This window comes from Extibacter muris (assembly GCF_004345005.1).
Classification (GTDB): Bacteria; Bacillota; Clostridia; order Lachnospirales; family Lachnospiraceae; genus Extibacter; species Extibacter muris.
The window spans coordinates 16,795-34,645 of sequence record NZ_SMMX01000005.1; the positions used below are offsets into that span (position 1 = coordinate 16,795).

Genomic DNA, 17,851 nt, shown 5'->3' on the forward strand with positions numbered 1-17,851 from the left:
GACTCAAAACAGAGGAAGGAGAGGTGTTTTTATGATTACTTTTTTAGTATGCCTGATAATACTTGTGGGCGGATATTTGATTTATGGAAAGTTTGTCGAGCGGACGTTCCAACCGGATAACAGGCCTACCCCTGCAACTACGATGGCAGACGGGTCGGACTATGTAAAGATGCATCCGGCAAAAATCTTTTTGATTCAGCTCCTCAATATCGCGGGGCTTGGCCCTATCTTCGGCGCGATACTGGGGGCTTACTGGGGGCCGGTCGTGTTCTTGTGGATAACATTCGGAACTATCTTTGCAGGAGCGGTTCATGACTATCTGTCCGGGATGATATCGATCCGGCACAAAGGCAGCAGCATTTCCGAGATTGTCGGCCTGTATCTTGGACCGGTCATGAAGAACATCATGCGGGTGTTTTCCGTGGTTCTGCTCGTCCTGGTAGGTGTCGTATTTGCGACAGGACCTGCGAACCTTCTTGCAATGCTGACTCCAAATTCACTGAATGCGGCATTCTGGCTTACAGTGATAATCGGATATTATTTTCTCGCGACGCTTGTCCCAATCGATAAGATCATCGGCAGGGTATACCCGATATTCGGTATCTGCCTTGTAATCATGTGCATAGGCGTGGCAGGCGGAATTATCGTAAAAGGATATCATATACCGGAACTTACGCTGAGCAACCTGCATCCGGACGGACAGAGCATCTGCCCCTTCATGTTCATAACAGTGGCGTGTGGTGCCATCTCCGGATTCCATGCGACACAGTCCCCGCTTATGGCGAGATGTATGGAAAAAGAGACGGACGGCAGGAAAATCTTCTATGGCGCGATGGTGGCGGAAGGCGTCATCGCTCTTGTGTGGGCGGCAGCCGGGGTTGCTTTTTATGAGACTACAGGCGGACTTCAGGAAGCGGTCGTTCGCCTGGGCGGCCAGGGCGGCGTCGTGTATGAAATCTGTAATACTTTGCTTGGACCGGTCGGCGCCGTAATAGCGATGGTTGGCGTCATTGCCTGTCCGATATCTTCAGGGGATACTGCATTCAGAAGCGCCAGACTGACGATAGCAGACTGGTTCAAGATAGGACAGAAGCCTATTACGAAACGTCTTGCACTTACGATACCTCTGTTAGCAGTGGGCGCACTGCTGACACAGGTGGATGTCACGATAGTATGGAGATATTTTTCCTGGAGCAACCAGACGCTGGCGATGATAGCACTCTGGGCGGCAGGCGCGTATCTGGTGAAGAACAAGACTGCCCCATGGATAGCCGTGGTTCCGGCGACATTCATGTCAGCAGTCAGCCTTACATATATCCTGATGGCGCCGGAAGGCTTCAAGCTTGGCGCATCGGTTGCCTATCCGGCGGGAATTATATTTGCGATCGGATGTCTAGCGGCATTCCTGCTGCTGATATATAAGAAGACGGAAAAAGCAGATGGTAAAGAATTAGCTGCTGAATAATAACAGTCCCTCCCAGACTCCCCGCCAGGAGAAAATCCTCTGGCGGGGAATTTGGGTCTTAATTATGAATATTCTTATTGACGAAACGGCAAAGCTTTGATATAATAATATCTGGTCACTTCCAAAAGATATGATGTGGCCTCAATAGCATATGGCGCCATAGCCAAGCGGTAAGGCAAAGGTCTGCAACACCTCTATCACCAGTTCGATTCTGGTTGGCGCCTTCTGAAAAGCCAGGAAATTCAGGTTTCCAAGGCTTTTTTGTTTTTTCAAAAATATGAACGGCTGACGACAAAAAAGGGAATACTGAAAATATGCCTACTGGGCAAGCGGATATGATGGTCAATGGAAAGGAGAAAGACATGACAACAGAGCAGGAGAATAGAAAAGTAAGTGAAAAAGATCTGCATACCATTTATCTGGCGGGCGGATGCTTTTGGGGAATGGAAGCCTATGTAAAGAGACTTCCCGGCGTGAGCAGCACCGATGTGGGATATGCCAACGGGAACACGGAAAATCCGACTTACGAGGAAGTGTGCCATAACAATACCGGGCATGTCGAGACAGTGAAGGTGGTCTATGATACTTCCCGCATCTCAACCGATATGCTGCTGGATGGTTTTTTCAAAGTAGTAGATCCCATAAGCGTAAACCGGCAGGGAAATGACCGGGGGTGCCAATACCGTTCCGGCATCTATTATGTGGATGAAGCTGACAAGACAGTCGCGGAAGCCGCTGTAACCAGGCTGCAGAAAAAATATAAATCAATGATTGCCACCGAGGTTCTCCCGCTGGACAACTTTTATATGGCGGAGGAGTATCATCAGGACTACTTAGACAAAAATCCAGGTGGCTACTGCCATATTAATTTAAACGAAGCCGACGAATTTGCTAAGGAGTGCGGTCCTGGACCAAATGATGTGGCCGCCCTCATTAAGACGGAAGATTATCCGGCTCCCAGTGATGCTGAGCTTAAAGAAAAGCTTACTGATATCCAGTACAGGGTGACACAGAAGGGCGATACGGAACGTCCTTATGCCAACGATTACGCCGATAATTTTGAAAAAGGAATTTATGTTGATATTGTGACCGGTGAGCCGCTTTTCAGTTCTGCTGATAAATTTGAATCTGGTTGTGGATGGCCGAGCTTTTCCAAGCCAGTTGTAGATGAGGTAGTGAAAGAGAATCAGGACAGCAGTTTTAACATGTTACGTACTGAGGTACGCAGTCGCGCAGGTGACAGTCATTTAGGACATGTTTTTAATGACGGGCCGGAAGAATCAGGCGGGCTTCGCTACTGTATCAACAGTGCATCTATCCGTTTCATACCATACGACAGATTAGAGGCGGAGGGGTATGGATTTCTGAAATCAATCTTCAACTAACACAAAGACCTGATATAGTTTGGACGATTCCACAAATCAAATAGATAATATGACAATCCTTTTTCTGCCCCCGTCCGATATAATGGATGACAGCGCAAGAGCTGTAAAGAGACGAAAGGGGAATAACGTACATGGACAGAAAGAATTTGTGGAACACATATGATGAAGCGCACCTGCAGGAACTGGAGTGGGTGATCGGCCGGTATCTGACATGCCTTGACCTGGGAAAGACGGAGCGGGAATGTGTACGCATCACGAAGGAGCTGGCGGAAAAAGCGGGCTATCGTGATATGAAGGACCTGATTAAGAGAGGGGAACCGGTAAAGGCAGGGGACAAGGTATATATGGACTATGCGGAAAAAGCCGTTATACTTTTCCAGGCAGGCTCTGAGCCGCTTGTAAACGGAATGAATATTCTCGGCGCGCATATCGACTCGCCGAGAATCGACATCAAACAGAACCCTCTGTATGAGGATGCAGAGATGACGTACCTCGATACCCACTATTACGGTGGAATTAAGAAGTACCAATGGGTTGCAATGCCGCTTGCACTCCACGGTGTCGTCATTAAGAAGGACGGGACAAAGATTGATATTGCCATCGGTGAACGGGAAGACGAACCGGCACTTGCCATAACAGACCTGCTTCCCCATCTTGCCTACGAGCAGATGGAGAAGAAGGCAGACAAATTCCTGGATGCGGAGAAAATGGACCTTCTGATAGGAAACCGTCCGGCCAAGGGAGAAGAAAAAGAAGCGGTAAAAGCGCAGATTCTTCAGATGTTAGATGAAACTTATGGGATAGAGGAAGGAGACTTCCTCTCGGCAGAGCTTGAAGTTGTCCCGGCGGGCAGAGCAAGGGTGTGCGGACTTGACCGCAGCATGGTGATGGCATACGGCCAGGACGACAGGGTGTGCGCATTTACCTCTCTGCTCGCCATGCTTTCAAAGAAAGAGGTCAAAAGAACCTCCTGCTGCATTCTGATTGACAAGGAGGAGATCGGCAGCGTCGGCGCAAGCGGCATGACATCTAAATTTTTTGAAAATACAGTGGCGGAATACCTGTCTTTATGCGGACAGTATGATGAACTGACACTTCGGAGGACACTCTCTAATTCAAAAATGCTATCCTCTGACGTGAGCGCCGCATTTGACCCGATGTTCGAGGAGGCCTTTGAAAAGAAAAATGCAGCGTATCTTGCACACGGGCCGGTATTCAACAAGTATACAGGAAAAGGAGGCAAGGGCGGCTCCAATGACGCCAATGCCGAATATATGGCAGAGCTTCGCGCTGTCATGGAGAGGAACAATGTACAGTTCCAGACAGCAGAGCTTGGCAGGGTAGACCTTGGCGGCGGCGGTACGATAGCCTATATCATGGCAGCGTACGGTATGGAAGTGATTGACAGCGGCGTGGCGGTACTCTCCATGCATGCGCCGTGGGAGATTGCAAGCAAAGCCGACATCTACGAAGCGGTGAGAGCATACGAAGCATTTTTAAAGGCAGAGTTTTAAAAACGGGAAATTGGATAATAGTGGTAAAAAACGCAAGGCGTATAACCCCAGGTCATGGGTGCTGTACGCCTTATTTTATTTCCCGCTTACGGTTCTTCGTACTGGTTTTTTTCAGCGCTTCGGTCATCCCTTTGATGGAGGAAGAATACTTAAGGGGCGACATTCCGGTTGCCTTTTTGAACTGCTTGGAGAAATAGGGGAGAGAGCTGTAGGACAGGAAATATGCAATCTCCGTATAATTCATGCTGCCCTCACGGATGATTTCCTTGGCCCGCTCTATCTTCATCGCATTGAAATAATCAATGGCCCCGCATCCTTCCTTATCATGAAACAGAGTCTGGAGGGCAGAGCGGCTCATAGAGAAGTCTTCACAGATGGCGGTGACCGTGAGGCGTTCGCAGATGTGGTAGCCCATGTACTGGATAATCTGATCAAGGAGGGTTTCATTCGCCATCTCCTTTTCCGGTGATGACCTGCGTACCAGGGTCTGGGCGTGTCCTGCGCTTTCCTGATGGTTCCGGCAGACGGTAATGAGGAACAGCTCTAAGTATTGAAGCACCATCTGCTGTGAAGCAAAAGGCGTCTCGCTCTTGATCTGGACCTGTTCCACGGAAGGAATGTGCATCGGTGTGGAAAACGTATCCCTTGCCTCTCTGATGATGAGTGATATCAGGGAGCGCTCCTGCATGTCCAGGGTGAAGCTTTTATTGCAGAAGAAGGATATGGCCGGAGATTCTGTCGTGAAGGACACCGCGACTAGGTTCGGCGAATTCTTCCCGATGGACCGTATGGCGTGGAATTCATTCGGCTTATGGAAAATGATGTCTCCCGTGTTAAGCGTCAGCCAGTCGTCGTCGGAACGGACGGAGACTGTTCCTTTATCCACATAAAGAAATTCCCAGAAATCATGGGATTCCCCCTGAAAAATAAAATCCTTCATGTATTCAAAATAGTGAAGGGTGATAACGGAGTCTATTACAATATCGCGTTTGAGACGTGTTTTTATATAAGTCATGATACGTTCCTCCTTAAAAGTCATTCTAGCAGAATCAGGATAATATGACAATAATGGCAGACAATCCTGTAAGTAAAATTGTGCAGAAGCCAATATAATAGTAGAAAATGGTAAATATATATAGGCACTATTGCCAAAAGAGAGGGACGATATGACAAGTGTAAAAGCAAATGATATGGAATTACGCCTGGATGAAGAAAGTCTTTGCTATATGTTCAGTAAAGGGGAAGAGAGCTGGAGCTGGAGAGAGGAAGCAAAGGCAAGGCTGGAATGTGAGGAGGGCACATTCTGTTTTCAAGAGGCAGTCCTGGTGACACATAAAGTCATCGAAACCGGTTTGGGGAACGGAATCCAGAGCCACTTTGAAGGGTTTGAAGTGGATGGAATTAAAGTACCTTATTCGTTTGACACGATTGTCTGGATGGAAGCGGCTACCGGGGACGTGTTCTGTGAATGGATTCCGCTTTGCGAAGAAGGGCTTCGCGTAAAAGCTGTATACTGGCCGGGGGAGATGGAATTTGAAGAGAAGAAGGAGAGCTGGTACACGCTATTGAACCACCAGCAGGGGCTGATGATTCCGAACGACTGGGCGACAGAGCTTACGTCTGTGGTATTTGACGGATTCTTCGGAACGGCAGGCGGTTATATGCCGTGGATAGCCCAGGTCAGGGACCGGGCAGGGTATATAGCAATCTGCACCACGCCGTGGAATGCAGGCTATAATGCAGAGCACCCGGCGGGGGGACCGTACACCCACACTGGCATCCGGTTTGAACCAAGCCTTGGAAAGATGGAATACCGCAGAATTGTGAGATATACTTTTTTGAATGACTGTGATTACAATGATATCTGCAAGGTATACCGGACCTACGTGAAAGAGCAGGGAAGGCTGCGGACTCTTACTGAAAAAGCGGCCAGGAACCCTTCGGTGGACAGGCTCATAGGGTGTGCTTTCGTACATAAGGGGATCAAGAACGCGGTACAGGAGGATTCCGATTTTTATGATACGGAAGCGCCGGATAAGAACAACAGCCTGACGACCTTTGCGGCCAGGGAGAAGGAGATGCGCCGCCTGAAGGAGCTCGGGGTAGAGAAGCTTTATCTTCATCTGGACGGATGGGCGGAGCCGGGCTATGACAACCAGCACCCGGACTACTACCCGGCATGTGAAGCGGCAGGCGGATGGGCAGGCATGAAATCCCTTGCGGATACGATGCATGAGCTGGGATATCTGTTCGGTGTCCACGACCAGTACCGTGACTACTACCTGGCCTCCCCAAGCTACGACGAGCACTATGCATGCAGGCTGGCGGACGGTACGGTCCCTGCCCACCAGAGATGGGCGGGAGGCCCGCAGGCATTCCTGTGCGGTTCACAGGCACCTTTTTATGTAAAGCGTAATTTCTCAAGAATCAGGCGCCATGATATTAGATTAGACTGTGCCTATCTTGATGTGTTCACCTGCAATGAGGGGGATGAATGTGCGAACCCGTTCCACAGGATGACAAGGCGTGACTGCTGCGATTACCGGAACCAGTGCTTTGAATACCTTATGTCAGTGGGGCTGCTCCCAAGTTCGGAAGAGGTGAGCGACTGGTGCATCCCAAGCCTGGTATTCTGCCACTACGCGCCGTATGACTTTATGATGAGGGAGCCGGGCGCACCTAAGGAGGGGATTCCGGTACCGCTTTATAACCTTGTATACCACGACTGCATCATTGAGCCGTGGATGATGGAAAAGGTGAGTGAAAAAGAAGATTATATGCTATATGCGCTTTTAAACGGAGGAGCACCATATTTAATCAGGGAGGGAGCGTACCCGAACACGGACGGCTCCTTTGAAGTCGGGGCAGAGGTGGCGATAGAAGATAACATCAGGAGAAGCCGGATTGTCTCTGATCTGCATAAAAAGGTTGCAAAATGCGAGATGATACGGCATGAGATGGTCGATGGCGACTGCCAGGTACAAAGGACGTATTTTGCAGATGGGACGACAGTGACTGTCGATTTCAATAAGCAAGAGTATGTGATAGCCGGATAAAAAGGAGAGGATATTATGGGAACATGTGTGACTGTCGCGATTGCGGGGCTGGGCAGCAGAGGGCATGATGTATATGCCCAGGCTGCGAAAGTATACCCGGACAAAATAAAAATTGCTGCTGTGGCTGACACAGATCCGGCCAAGGTGGAATATGCGGCCAGGGAATTTGGCATTCCAAAGGAGTCCTGTTTTGCAAGTGCAGAGGACATGCTTCAAGCAGACCGTCTGGCGGATGCGATGTTTATCGCCACACAGGACAGGCAGCATGTGGGACATGCGATACCCGCTCTGGAAAAGGGGTACCATCTCCTGCTGGAAAAGCCCGTTTCACCTGATTCGGAGGAGTTTCAAACGCTTTCCAGGACGGCAAAGGAGTATAAGCGTAAGGTGATCGTCTGCCATGTACTCCGCTATACGCCGATATACAGAAAGGTGAAAGAGCTGATAGATGCAGGGGAAATCGGTGACATCGTTTCCATTGCGGCAGTGGAGAATGTAGGCTGGTTCCATCAGGCCCACAGTTTCGTGCGGGGGAACTGGGCGGATGCAGACAAGACAAGTCCGATGATACTGCAGAAAAGCTGCCATGATATGGATCTGTATCTGTGGCTGGCAGGAAAGACGTGTAAGTCACTGTCCTCCTATGGGAACACCTACCTGTTTAAAGAGGAACATGCCCCAAGGGGCAGCACGATGCGCTGCCTGGACGGCTGTGCGGCCAAGGAGGACTGTCCCTTTGATGCAGAAGCGATCTACATGGACAATAAGCTGATCGGATACAACAGCGGCAACAGAATCTGGCCGCTTAATGTACTGGCGCCTGGAGAACCGACCGAAGAGAAGATAAGGGAGGCGCTTGAGACAGGACGTTATGGCAGGTGCGTGTACCACTGTGACAACAATGTGGTGGACCATCAGGTGGTGAACCTGAACATGACAGACGGTACGACCATGAGCTTTACCATGTGTGCATTCTCGGCGGATACTTCCAGGTACGCAAGGCTTATGGGCACGAAGGGCGAGCTGATTGTCAATATGGATGTCAATACATTTGAAAGAAATGAGATTGTCATCCGAAAATTCAATCCGAACATCACAGAGACACGTGTGGATATCGCCTCTCTGTCCGATGATTTTTCCGGCCATGGCGGCGGTGATATGAAGATGGTAGAGGAATTTGCTGATATTGTAAGCGGGCGGATGCCAGAGAGCCCCAATGTGACCTCTTTGGATAAATCTCTGGAGAGCCATTACTGCGCTCTAGCCGCGGAGGAATCAAGAATCCACGGCGGTGCCGTAATAGAGTTGGATACATTCTGCAGTCAAATCAGTATGTAGCTTCTTAGCCAAAGAAGCATCATATAAACCGGCCGGTTCCGGAATCAGCCGGAGAAACAAGAAAACCTACAAGAAAGAAGGAGGAAAGTTTATGCGAAAGAACTTGAAAAAACTTGCAGCTCTTGGACTTGCATTCGTAATGGGGGCAGCTCTGCTGGCAGGCTGTGAAAGCAGCGGCGGCGGAGACAGTTCAAGCAGCGGTGGAAAGACCAAATTAACATTGGGAATCTGGGACGAGAACCAAAGGCCCGCGATGGAGGCGCTCGTTGAAGCGTATGAAGCAGAGAACGAAGACGTGACCGTCGAAATCCAGCTCACCCCATATAAGGGAAGTGAATACTGGACGAAACTCGAAGCTTCTGCGACAGGCGGAAAGGCACCCGATGTATTCTGGCTGAATGTGCTTCATGTAGACTCTTATGTAGACGGCGGCATCCTGGCAGATCTGACAGATGCAATTGCTGATTCAGACATTCCGGACAATTATTCAGAGACGCTGATCGACAACTATGTGCGGGACGGCGTTAACTATGCCGTTCCAAAAGACTTTGATACCAATGCGCTCTGGTACAACAAAGAAATCTTTGACGCGGCAGGAGTGGATTATCCGACGGATGATATGGACTATGAAGATTTAAAGGCGCTGGCCTTAGAATTACAGGCAGCAGGTCTTGACGATGGCGTATATCCGTTTGCCTGCCCGGTCGATTTCCAGACATGGTACTACCAGACCGTATATGCGAATGGCGGCTGGATATTGAATGACGATGCAACAGAGACAGGATATGGCGAAGCAAAGACCCAGGAAGGCATCCAGTGCTGGATTGACTTAATCGAGGCAGGACTTTCACCAAAAGCATCAGCGCTGGCTGAGACTACAGCTGATGCTATGTTTTCAGGCGGACAGCTTGCCATGAACTTTGCAGGTTCCTACATGGTGCCAGAATATGCAGGAAACGATGCAATAGCAGATAAGGTTGACTGTGTGGAGATTCCAACCTTCAACGGGGTGGAAGACAACTGCATCAACGGACTTGGATACGCCGTATACGAAGGAAGCAAGAATAAGGATGCGGCGATAGAATTTGCAATCTGGCTTGGAAGCGAAGAGGCAATGAAGATCCAGGGCGAGACTGGTGTTGTCATCTCTGCAAGGACGGATGCACAGAAATATTTTGCGGAAGCTAACCCGGATTATAACCTTGCGGCATATACGAACCATGCAGACGAGGCCTATCCGCTTCCTGTCTGCCTGAAGGCGGCAGAGCTGTATGATCTGGAATCCACATGGCTGACAAAAGCTTATACAGGCGAAATGACGCTGGAAGATGCTTGTAAAGAACTGAAAACAGAAGCAGACGCACTGCTGGCAAAATAGAAAGTAAACAGGTGAGAGTATGGCTGGTGAAAAAGTAAAAACAGGCATACCGAAGAGACGGGCAGGCAGCAGAGAGAAAAAAGACTGGGTGGCGGCGTATATATTTATCGCACCGGTTACTTTGGGGCTTATCGTATTTTATATCTGGCCGTTTATTCAGAACGTCTGGTTTAGTTTTAATGAGGTCAGCAAATTTAATGTAGCTACTTTTGTCGGGCTGCAGAACTACATAGACATATTTAAGGATTCAGAAGTGTGGAGGACCTTTGGCAATACGCTCAAGTATGTTATCTTCACGGTACCGATCGGAATCTTCCTATCCATCTTTCTGGCGGCGCTTTTGAATTCCAAGATAAGAGGAACCTCCATATACAGGACGTTGTATTTTCTTCCGTCTGTAACGATGGCGGCAGCGGTATCTATGGTATGGAAATGGATCTATAACGAGAAAATGGGTATCTTGAACAGCGTGATCAAGGGGCTCGGAGGAGAGGGCCATGGCTGGCTTACCAATGGAACTACTGCGCTCTATATGATCATGCTGGTAGGCATCTGGATGACGGTGGGATACAATATGATCATCCTGCTTGCCGGCATGCAGGGGATATCCCGGTCTTACTATGAAGCGGCATCCATTGACGGGGCCGGTACCTTTGCACAGTTTTTCAAAATTACGATACCGATGCTGACACCGACAATATTTTTCGTCCTGATAACATCCATTATCAGCGGATTCCAGGTGTTCGATGTCATCTATATGATGATAGGCAAGACGAACCCGGCCTATGAAAATACGCAGACGGTCGTTATGCTGTTCTACCGCCAGGCGTTCGATTATGGGCATAAGGGGTATGCCGCGGCAATATCAATCCTTATCTTTGCCGTTATCATGCTTGTAACAGTCATCCAGATGGTTGGACAGAAAAAATGGGTCAACTACGAATAGGAAGGAGAAGTGCATGAAAAGTAAAGCGAGTACCAAAAAAATCATCGTGCATGTGATTCTTCTTGCAGGTGTTGCAATCGTGGTATTTCCATTCATATGGATGGTACTTACATCCTTTAAGACGGCAGGCGAAGCAATGCAGATTCCGCCGACCTTCTTTCCAAAACAGTTCTTACTGGATGCATACACGCAGATAATCACAGCACTGCCGTTTACAAGAGTGTACCTGAACACGATCATATCCACGCTCGTTACGACAGCGGTACAGGTAACATTCTGTTCCATGGCTGCATATGCATTTGCGAGGATCGAATTTCCGTTCAAAAATGCAATTTTTATCCTGATTTTATCCGTACTTATGGTTCCGGGACAGATCTTCCTGATTCCACAGTACCTGATCATCCAGAAAATCGGCCTTCTTGACACGATACCTGCACTTTTTCTGCCAAACCTCTTCAGCGCGTTTGGTACGTTCCTCCTGAGACAGTTCTTTATGTCTCTTCCGAAGGAACTTGAGGAAGCTGCCATTCTGGACGGCTGCAACAGATTCCAGATATTTGGGAAGATTATGCTGCCGCTGGTGAAGCCGGGCATCGTGTCGCTGGTAATCTTTACGGCAAAGTTCGCCTGGAATGACTTTATGTGGCCGCTGATCGTCAATACATCGCCGAAGATGATGACGCTTGGTCCGGCGCTTGCCACATTACAGGGGCAGTACACGACGAAGTATCCGATGCAGATGGCCGGGGCGGTTATGGCGGTCATCCCGATCATCGTATTGTTTTTCATCTTCCAGAGACAGTTTATCGAAGGTGTAGCACAGTCCGGTATCAAAGGCTAAAGAGCCGTAATCTCTATTTACATGGGAGGGGAGGGTAGAACCTTCTCTCCCGTTTTCATAATACAGGAACCTTCTTTGTGAAATAACGGGTAATAAGGAGTAAGAACATGCAGAAATTTTATACGCTGGTCCGTATGACCTTTTTGTCAAAATTTGCGTACATGAAAGCATTCTGGTTCAACATTGCGGGTACGGCGACATCTATCTTCATCTATTATTTTCTGTGGAAATATGTATTCCGTAGCCAGGAATCTCTGGATGGCTTCACCATGGCAGAAATCACCACCTATGTGATTGCTGCGAGGATGCTGTCGTCCCAGTTCGGGGGCGGCATCAATACGGAGCTTTCCCTGTGGATATATGAGGGGACGATAAGCGTGGAGCTGCTACGTCCGGTATCACTATTTTTTACGCTGTTTGCAAAGAGGACGGGAGAGTTTTTCTTTTTTATCCTGTTTAAAGGAATTCCTATTACTGTCTTGTGTACGTGGATATTGAAAGGGGCACTGCCTTACGGGGGCGCGGAGTTTCTTTTGTTTGTCGTGAGTGTCTGCATCTCTATCGGCATCATGTTTTTCATGGAATTTATGGTAGGGATCTGCGCTTTTTATACGCATGGATACTGGGGGTTGGCGTTTACGAAAAGTGCCCTCCTTTCGATTCTGTCGGGAGGAATCGTACCGCTGTTTCTATTTCCCGAGGGTCTTGCGAGTGTGCTTGGCTACATGCCATTTGCAGGCATGGTGTCCGTTCCGGTTCAGATCTATCTCGGTAAGTACGATGCAACGGAGACGTTAGTTTATATCAGTATCCAGATCATATGGGTTATCATACTATATCTGGCTGCCAAGCTGTTTTATATACATATGCTGAAGAAAGTTGTAGTGCAGGGAGGATAGAGTATGAGACGGTTATGGTATTATGCCCGGCTGTGGAAAGGCTACATGCGGATTGGGCTTCTGATTCTGGTGCAGTATCCGGCAGACACGGTGATATGGCTTGTGTCTATGATTCTCAGGGAGGCATCCGGCTTCCTTGGAGTTGTCACGATTGCAAATGTGGCGGGAGGTCTGGGGAACTGGAATCTATATGAGATATGCCTGCTGTTCGGACTATGTGCAGTCGTTGAGGCAATCGGGCAGGCATTTTTTGACTGTGTGTGGGAGATATCAGGTTCGGTGCGGAAGGGGACGATGGACGTCATCCTCGTCCGTCCCGCCGCGCCATTTATCCAGCTTCTCGGGAGACGTTTCCATTATCCGGCCCTCCTTAGCATTATCATCTATGGTGCGGTGATCGTCTGGGCGCTTGCACATCTGCGTATCGCGCCTGGCGTGGGAATGCTGCTGTTTCTTATCGAATTTATTGTCTGCGCTACCGTAATCAATTCAGGTATTTATACCATTTTTAATTCCTTTAATTTCTGGATCGTACAAGGGGAGGATATGGCGGTACTTGTGCAGACCTGCCGTGAGTTTGCAAAATATCCGCTTGCGGTATTCCCGGTGCTGATAAGAAGCTTTTTTACCTTTATCATACCGTTTGGGTTTGTCGGATTCTACCCCGCAGCGTTTCTAGCGGGCAAGGCGGGAACGGAGGTCGTGCTTACACTGCCGCTGTGTGCGGGCGCAGTAGGACTTGCAGCGGCATTCATATGGAAAAAGGGACTGGGAAGTTACGACAGTACCGGAACATAATATTGCAGAACGGAGAGATAGGATGAGTCGGATAGCAGATCAGAACACAAATCAGGATAGTAATCAGATACAAGTCAGGCATTTGGTGAAGGAATATAAACGGAAGAAAAATAAAGGCAACGTTAGGAAAGCGCTCGCAGGCATGTTCCGCCCGGACTATGAGGTGCTCCGGGCGGTAGATAATATCAGCTTTACTATCGGGCGGGGAGAGGCGGTCGGCTATGTAGGTCCCAACGGCAGCGGAAAGTCTACGACGATAAAGATGCTCTGCGGAATACTGACCCCGACGGAAGGGGGGATCTTGGTAAATGGTATCGTGCCGCAACAGGAACGCATGAAAAATAATAAAAAGATTGGTGTCGTGTTTGGCAACCGGTCACTGTTGTGGTGGGATGTGCCTGTGATAGAGTCATACCGGCTGTTTCAGAGGCTCTATGAGATTCCGCCGAACCGGTTCAAAGAAAATCTGGACAGATTTACTGAAATTATGGGAATCGGCCCCCTTCTTGGCATCCCGGAAAGGCAGCTTTCGCTTGGTCAGAAGATGAGGTGTAATATCGCGGCGGCATTTTTGCACAATCCTGAAATCGTATATCTTGATGAACCGACGATCGGCCTGGACAGCGAGTCGAAAGCAAGTATCAGGGAATGTATCCGCCGGATGAATGAAGAAGAGAAGACGACATTTATCGTAACGAGCCATGATTTTCAGGATATTGAAACACTTTGCAGGAGAATTATCCTGATCAACCATGGCAGGGTGGTGGTGGACGATGACATGCAGAAGGTGAAGCTGGATTTTAACAGGGAAAAAAGGATTCAGTTCGAGGTGGACAGCAATCCATGGTATCACAAGGGCATGCCCTCCATGGAGGGGGTGCGGATAACAGACGAGAAGCCCCACAGCATCACGCTGGAGTATGATGTGGAAAAGGTTTCCAGTATTCATATCATGCAGCAGGTGTCAAAGCTCTGCGAGATTAAGGACGTTGCCATAAGCGGCAGGGATATTGAAGCAATCATACGGGATATTATAAGAAAAGACAATCATAGTATATAAAGGGAGAAGCAGTATGGAGATGAGGGAAAAGACAATAGAGGAAATGATGAAAAGCGGTGCGATGTACAATTCATCAGACGATGCTCTGTATGAGGAACAGTGGCGCCTCAATGATATCGTATATGACTATAACCAGACCAGACCTTCCGACAGAGAGCGGCAGCAGCAGCTTCTTCGGAATCTTCTGGGCAGCATAGGCGAACGCTGCGTGATAGAGCCACCTCTGCGGGCAAGCTGGGGTAAGAATACCTACCTTGGAGATGACGTCTATGTCAACTTCAACCTGACGCTGGCCGATGATACGGATATCTGTATCGGCGACGGGGTCATGATTGGGCCAAACGTGACGATTGCCACAGCAGCGCATCCTCTCGATGCAGGCTTGAGAAGACAGGGGATGCAGATGAATCGCCCGGTTACGATAGGCAGCGGGGCATGGATCGGCGCAGGAGTGATAATCCTTCCGGGCGTGACGATCGGAGAGAATACCACGATCGGGGCCGGGAGCGTAGTGACGAACGATATTCCCGCTGATGTGGTAGCATACGGGAATCCATGCAGGGTGAGAAAAGAACTGAGATGACAGATAAGATCCCGCCAACTGGATCATATAGGAAATACTGTTGCGGAGTGCAGGCCTCAGGCCTCCTCCGTTTCGTATTTTTTGAATATGCTGCTGAATAGAATGCAAGCCGTAAAAGAGAACACGGAGAAGCCGCAGAGGCCGCTGAGCACGACCACAAGGGCAAATGTCTTAGTGGAAAAGGTGCAGAGAAATACGATAAGGGCATGGCCTGCCAGAAGTAGAAAAGTGTAAGGCAGGTGGGCGATAGCCATAAGCGCGGCATTTTTCAAAGCCTGTCTGGTGGTGCAGACGAAGTGGGATATAACCGGGAAGATATAAACGAACATGGAGAACAATATACCGCATATGACCCAGAGCCCGGTACGGACAACCGCAAATAGAACCGTGTCCTGGGAATTGATAATGTAAAAGTCCATGCCAAGGAATAGAGATATGGCAATGAAAAGCAGCCAGACAATGGTACTCTGCTTAAAGTTCTGCCGGAACGATTTCCAGAAGTTCTGCCAGATATACGGGTCTTCCTCCCGCACCATCTTGAGGCTGACGTAATAAAGGGCACTGATGGACGCACCTATCGTAATGACAGGCACACAGCTCAGGATAAAGATCAAATTCAGAACGACTAGATCAAATATTTTGGCAATAAACTGCATAACCGCATTATCAGGGCTAAATAAACTTCTCATATGTTCCCCTTCTTATCTTTGGATTTTATAACGCCCTATAACGGGCTGCATATAAATAGTATACCGAAAACGGCTGTTAAAAGCAACGTGACACTGATGAATATAGCAGGAATTTACAAAGGAAGGAATACGGGTATGGAACAGAAGCGCGAATCCGATATGACCAAAAAAGAAAAGAGACAGTTAGAAATCAGGAAGCTTAAGGCAATGAGTACCGGTGGTAAGATAGAGTACATCTGGATGTATTACAAAGCGTGGTTCGCGGCGGCACTGCTGGCTGCAGCCGCAGTCTACCTTGGGGCGGCTATGTATCAGGGCAGCAGGGCTAACGTAGCAGTAAGCGTGGTAATCGTCGGCGGCAATGCACAGGATACGGATAAGCTGGAACGGGAGATAAAAGAGTATCTTCATGCCAATGAAAAGCATGATACGGTGCGAATCCAGGCGAACATATCCGGGGAGGATGATACTTCCGCATCCGAGACGGCGCTCACAACTTTGATCGGTGCCAATTCCGTCGATGTGCTCATCTGTCCCGAGGAGGTATATGTTAGATATAAGGAGCAGGGCGGATTTGACGGTGATGCGCTTGTGCTTGCCAATGAAGGGGCGATAAAAGAACTGGTAGACGTACGGTATGATGAGATCTATGCGGGCATACCCGTCAATGCGCAGCATAAGCAGGCGGCGCAGAAGGTATTAGAATTAATAAATGACATTGACAATATATGGAAATAGGATTGCACTAATAATAGTAATAATTATCGATATTGGGCCAGAAAGAAGTACTATTATGGAGGAAAGTAAAAAACTGACGAATGAAGCAGGAGCACCGGTTGCAGAGAATGAACATTCGCTGACCACGGGAGTACGGGGGCCGGTTGCGCTGCAGGACGTCTGGCTGTTGGAGAAGCTGGCACATTTTGACAGGGAAGTCATACCGGAACGCCGGATGCATAACCCAGCAGGGCATTAAGAATCTGACAGATGAGGAAGCAGAACTGGACCTTTCCGGCGCACTCTATGCGTATGACCCTCAGGACGACCCGACGGATAACTGCTTCAGGGCCGGCGGTGATTTGTGGCGGGTGATGACAGAAGATAAACGGGCGCTTCTCATCGAGAATACAGCACGTAATATAGAACCGGTAAGCGATAATATCAAATACCGCCATGCAGTCCACTGCCATTGGGCAGATGAGGCGTATGGCCGCAGGATAACGGAGGCCATGGGCCTGGATATGGCGAAGGTAGAAGAAAGCCGGCACAAAGTCTCTAATACGAAAAGTGTCAGCAAGACACTTGCCATACTTTCCACATTTGACGAAACAGCACCCATGCAGCGTACCTCGGACATAGCGATGAAACTAGACATGAATGTCAGTACGGTGTCCAGGCATCTTAACACGATGCTGGACTGGGGATTTTTAGAACGGGATGACTTTACGGGCTTCTATTATCCGGGGCTCGAAATCGTCGCACTTGCGGGCGCGGCCTTACAGAATAACGACGTGTTCCGCCATGCCTTTCCGGAGCTGCAGCGACTCTCCTACAAGTACGATGTACACGGTCATATGGGGATTCCCCGTAAGACGGAAGTTGCCCATCTGATCAGCAGCTCTTCTGAAAGGACGATGGAGCTTTTCATACCGATGGGTCATCGGCAGCCTATGTATTGTTCGGCCATGGGACGAGTTTTGCTGGCTTATATGGCGCCTGCCAAGGCGGAGGATATACTGAAGAACAGTAATCTGCAGAAGCGTGCTTTCTGTCTTCTGTTGCATGATATGCAATTCTATTTGCAGTATATAAAACATCAATTCACACTTTAAAATCATATTTCGCTGGCGGGAAAAGAAAGCCCCGTCTATTGCTATTATGCGCGGCGCATCTGTATAA

17 protein-coding genes and 1 tRNA gene are annotated in these 17,851 nt (G+C 48.8%); 16 read left to right on the plus strand and 2 right to left on the minus strand.

The annotated features are described in order from the left end of the window. The first annotated feature begins 31 nt into the window (after positions 1–31). The 4 genes from E1963_RS07185 to E1963_RS07200 all read left to right on the plus strand — a co-directional run bounded on the left by E1963_RS07185 (position 32) and on the right by E1963_RS07200 (position 4,364). Positions 32–1,465 carry a carbon starvation CstA family protein gene (locus E1963_RS07185; RefSeq protein WP_132276702.1) on the plus strand — a complete coding sequence of 478 codons (1,434 nt, stop codon included), beginning with the start codon at positions 32–34 and terminating at the stop codon, positions 1,463–1,465. Positions 1,466–1,618: 153 nt separating this feature from the next. Beyond that, positions 1,619–1,689, plus strand: a tRNA-Cys gene (locus E1963_RS07190). A gap of 90 nt (positions 1,690–1,779) precedes the next feature. Continuing rightward, positions 1,780–2,850 (plus strand): peptide-methionine (R)-S-oxide reductase MsrB, encoded by a 1,071-nt coding sequence (msrB, locus tag E1963_RS07195; protein WP_132276704.1) that lies wholly within the window; start codon positions 1,780–1,782, stop codon positions 2,848–2,850. 131 nt (positions 2,851–2,981) lie between these two features. Continuing rightward, positions 2,982–4,364: an aminopeptidase gene (locus E1963_RS07200; RefSeq protein WP_132276706.1), complete on the plus strand. Its 1,383-nt coding sequence runs from the start codon at positions 2,982–2,984 to the stop codon at positions 4,362–4,364. A gap of 70 nt (positions 4,365–4,434) precedes the next feature. Here E1963_RS07200 and E1963_RS07205 read toward each other — a convergent pair whose 3' ends face one another. Then, positions 4,435–5,379 carry an AraC family transcriptional regulator gene (locus E1963_RS07205; RefSeq protein WP_132276708.1) on the minus strand — a complete coding sequence of 315 codons (945 nt, stop codon included), beginning with the start codon at positions 5,377–5,379 and terminating at the stop codon, positions 4,435–4,437. Between the two features lie 151 nt (positions 5,380–5,530). On the opposite strand from E1963_RS07205, the gene E1963_RS07210 reads away from it, so the two are divergent. The 9 genes from E1963_RS07210 (at position 5,531) to E1963_RS07250 (ending at position 15,263) form a co-directional block, all read left to right on the plus strand. Then, the gene (locus E1963_RS07210; protein ID WP_132276710.1) at positions 5,531–7,420 is read left to right on the plus strand and encodes a DUF5696 domain-containing protein; all 1,890 of its coding nucleotides are present in this window, start codon (positions 5,531–5,533) and stop codon (positions 7,418–7,420) included. 15 nt (positions 7,421–7,435) lie between these two features. Next, entirely contained in the window at positions 7,436–8,758 is a 1,323-nt protein-coding gene (locus tag E1963_RS07215; protein ID WP_132276712.1) for a Gfo/Idh/MocA family protein, read from the plus strand. Between the two features lie 91 nt (positions 8,759–8,849). Next, positions 8,850–10,136 carry an ABC transporter substrate-binding protein gene (locus E1963_RS07220; protein ID WP_132276714.1) on the plus strand — a complete coding sequence of 429 codons (1,287 nt, stop codon included), beginning with the start codon at positions 8,850–8,852 and terminating at the stop codon, positions 10,134–10,136. Positions 10,137–10,155: 19 nt separating this feature from the next. After that, the gene (locus E1963_RS07225) at positions 10,156–11,082 is read left to right on the plus strand and encodes a carbohydrate ABC transporter permease (RefSeq protein WP_132276716.1); all 927 of its coding nucleotides are present in this window, start codon (positions 10,156–10,158) and stop codon (positions 11,080–11,082) included. A 13-nt stretch (positions 11,083–11,095) separates the two neighbouring features. Continuing rightward, on the plus strand, positions 11,096–11,923 hold the full coding sequence (locus E1963_RS07230; RefSeq protein ID WP_132276718.1) for a carbohydrate ABC transporter permease: 828 nt from the start codon (positions 11,096–11,098) through the stop codon (positions 11,921–11,923). A gap of 107 nt (positions 11,924–12,030) precedes the next feature. After that, complete coding sequence (locus tag E1963_RS07235) at positions 12,031–12,822, plus strand: ABC transporter permease (protein WP_132276720.1); 792 nt, start codon at positions 12,031–12,033, stop codon at positions 12,820–12,822. 3 nt (positions 12,823–12,825) lie between these two features. Beyond that, entirely contained in the window at positions 12,826–13,620 is a 795-nt protein-coding gene (locus tag E1963_RS07240; protein ID WP_132276722.1) for an ABC transporter permease, read from the plus strand. Positions 13,621–13,642: 22 nt separating this feature from the next. After that, positions 13,643–14,680 carry an ABC transporter ATP-binding protein gene (locus E1963_RS07245; RefSeq protein WP_132276724.1) on the plus strand — a complete coding sequence of 346 codons (1,038 nt, stop codon included), beginning with the start codon at positions 13,643–13,645 and terminating at the stop codon, positions 14,678–14,680. A gap of 13 nt (positions 14,681–14,693) precedes the next feature. Further along, positions 14,694–15,263, plus strand: a complete 570-nt coding sequence (locus E1963_RS07250; RefSeq protein WP_243117626.1) for a sugar O-acetyltransferase — start codon at positions 14,694–14,696, stop codon at positions 15,261–15,263. A gap of 56 nt (positions 15,264–15,319) precedes the next feature. On the opposite strand, the gene E1963_RS07255 is transcribed toward E1963_RS07250, so the two are convergent. Further along, positions 15,320–15,952: a YesL family protein gene (locus E1963_RS07255; RefSeq protein ID WP_132276726.1), complete on the minus strand. Its 633-nt coding sequence runs from the start codon at positions 15,950–15,952 to the stop codon at positions 15,320–15,322. 135 nt (positions 15,953–16,087) lie between these two features. Between E1963_RS07255 and E1963_RS07260 the strand changes: the two genes are divergently transcribed. The 3 genes from E1963_RS07260 to E1963_RS07270 are packed head-to-tail and all read left to right on the plus strand — an operon-like array spanning position 16,088 to position 17,784. Continuing rightward, positions 16,088–16,690 (plus strand): hypothetical protein, encoded by a 603-nt coding sequence (locus E1963_RS07260; protein ID WP_132276728.1) that lies wholly within the window; start codon positions 16,088–16,090, stop codon positions 16,688–16,690. A gap of 55 nt (positions 16,691–16,745) precedes the next feature. Continuing rightward, positions 16,746–16,928 carry a catalase gene (locus E1963_RS07265; protein ID WP_201272008.1) on the plus strand — a complete coding sequence of 61 codons (183 nt, stop codon included), beginning with the start codon at positions 16,746–16,748 and terminating at the stop codon, positions 16,926–16,928. Beyond that, positions 16,876–17,784: an IclR family transcriptional regulator gene (locus E1963_RS07270; protein WP_279230703.1), complete on the plus strand. Its 909-nt coding sequence runs from the start codon at positions 16,876–16,878 to the stop codon at positions 17,782–17,784. Before E1963_RS07265 ends, E1963_RS07270 begins: the two co-directional genes overlap by 53 nt. The last annotated feature ends 67 nt before the right edge of the window (positions 17,785–17,851 follow it).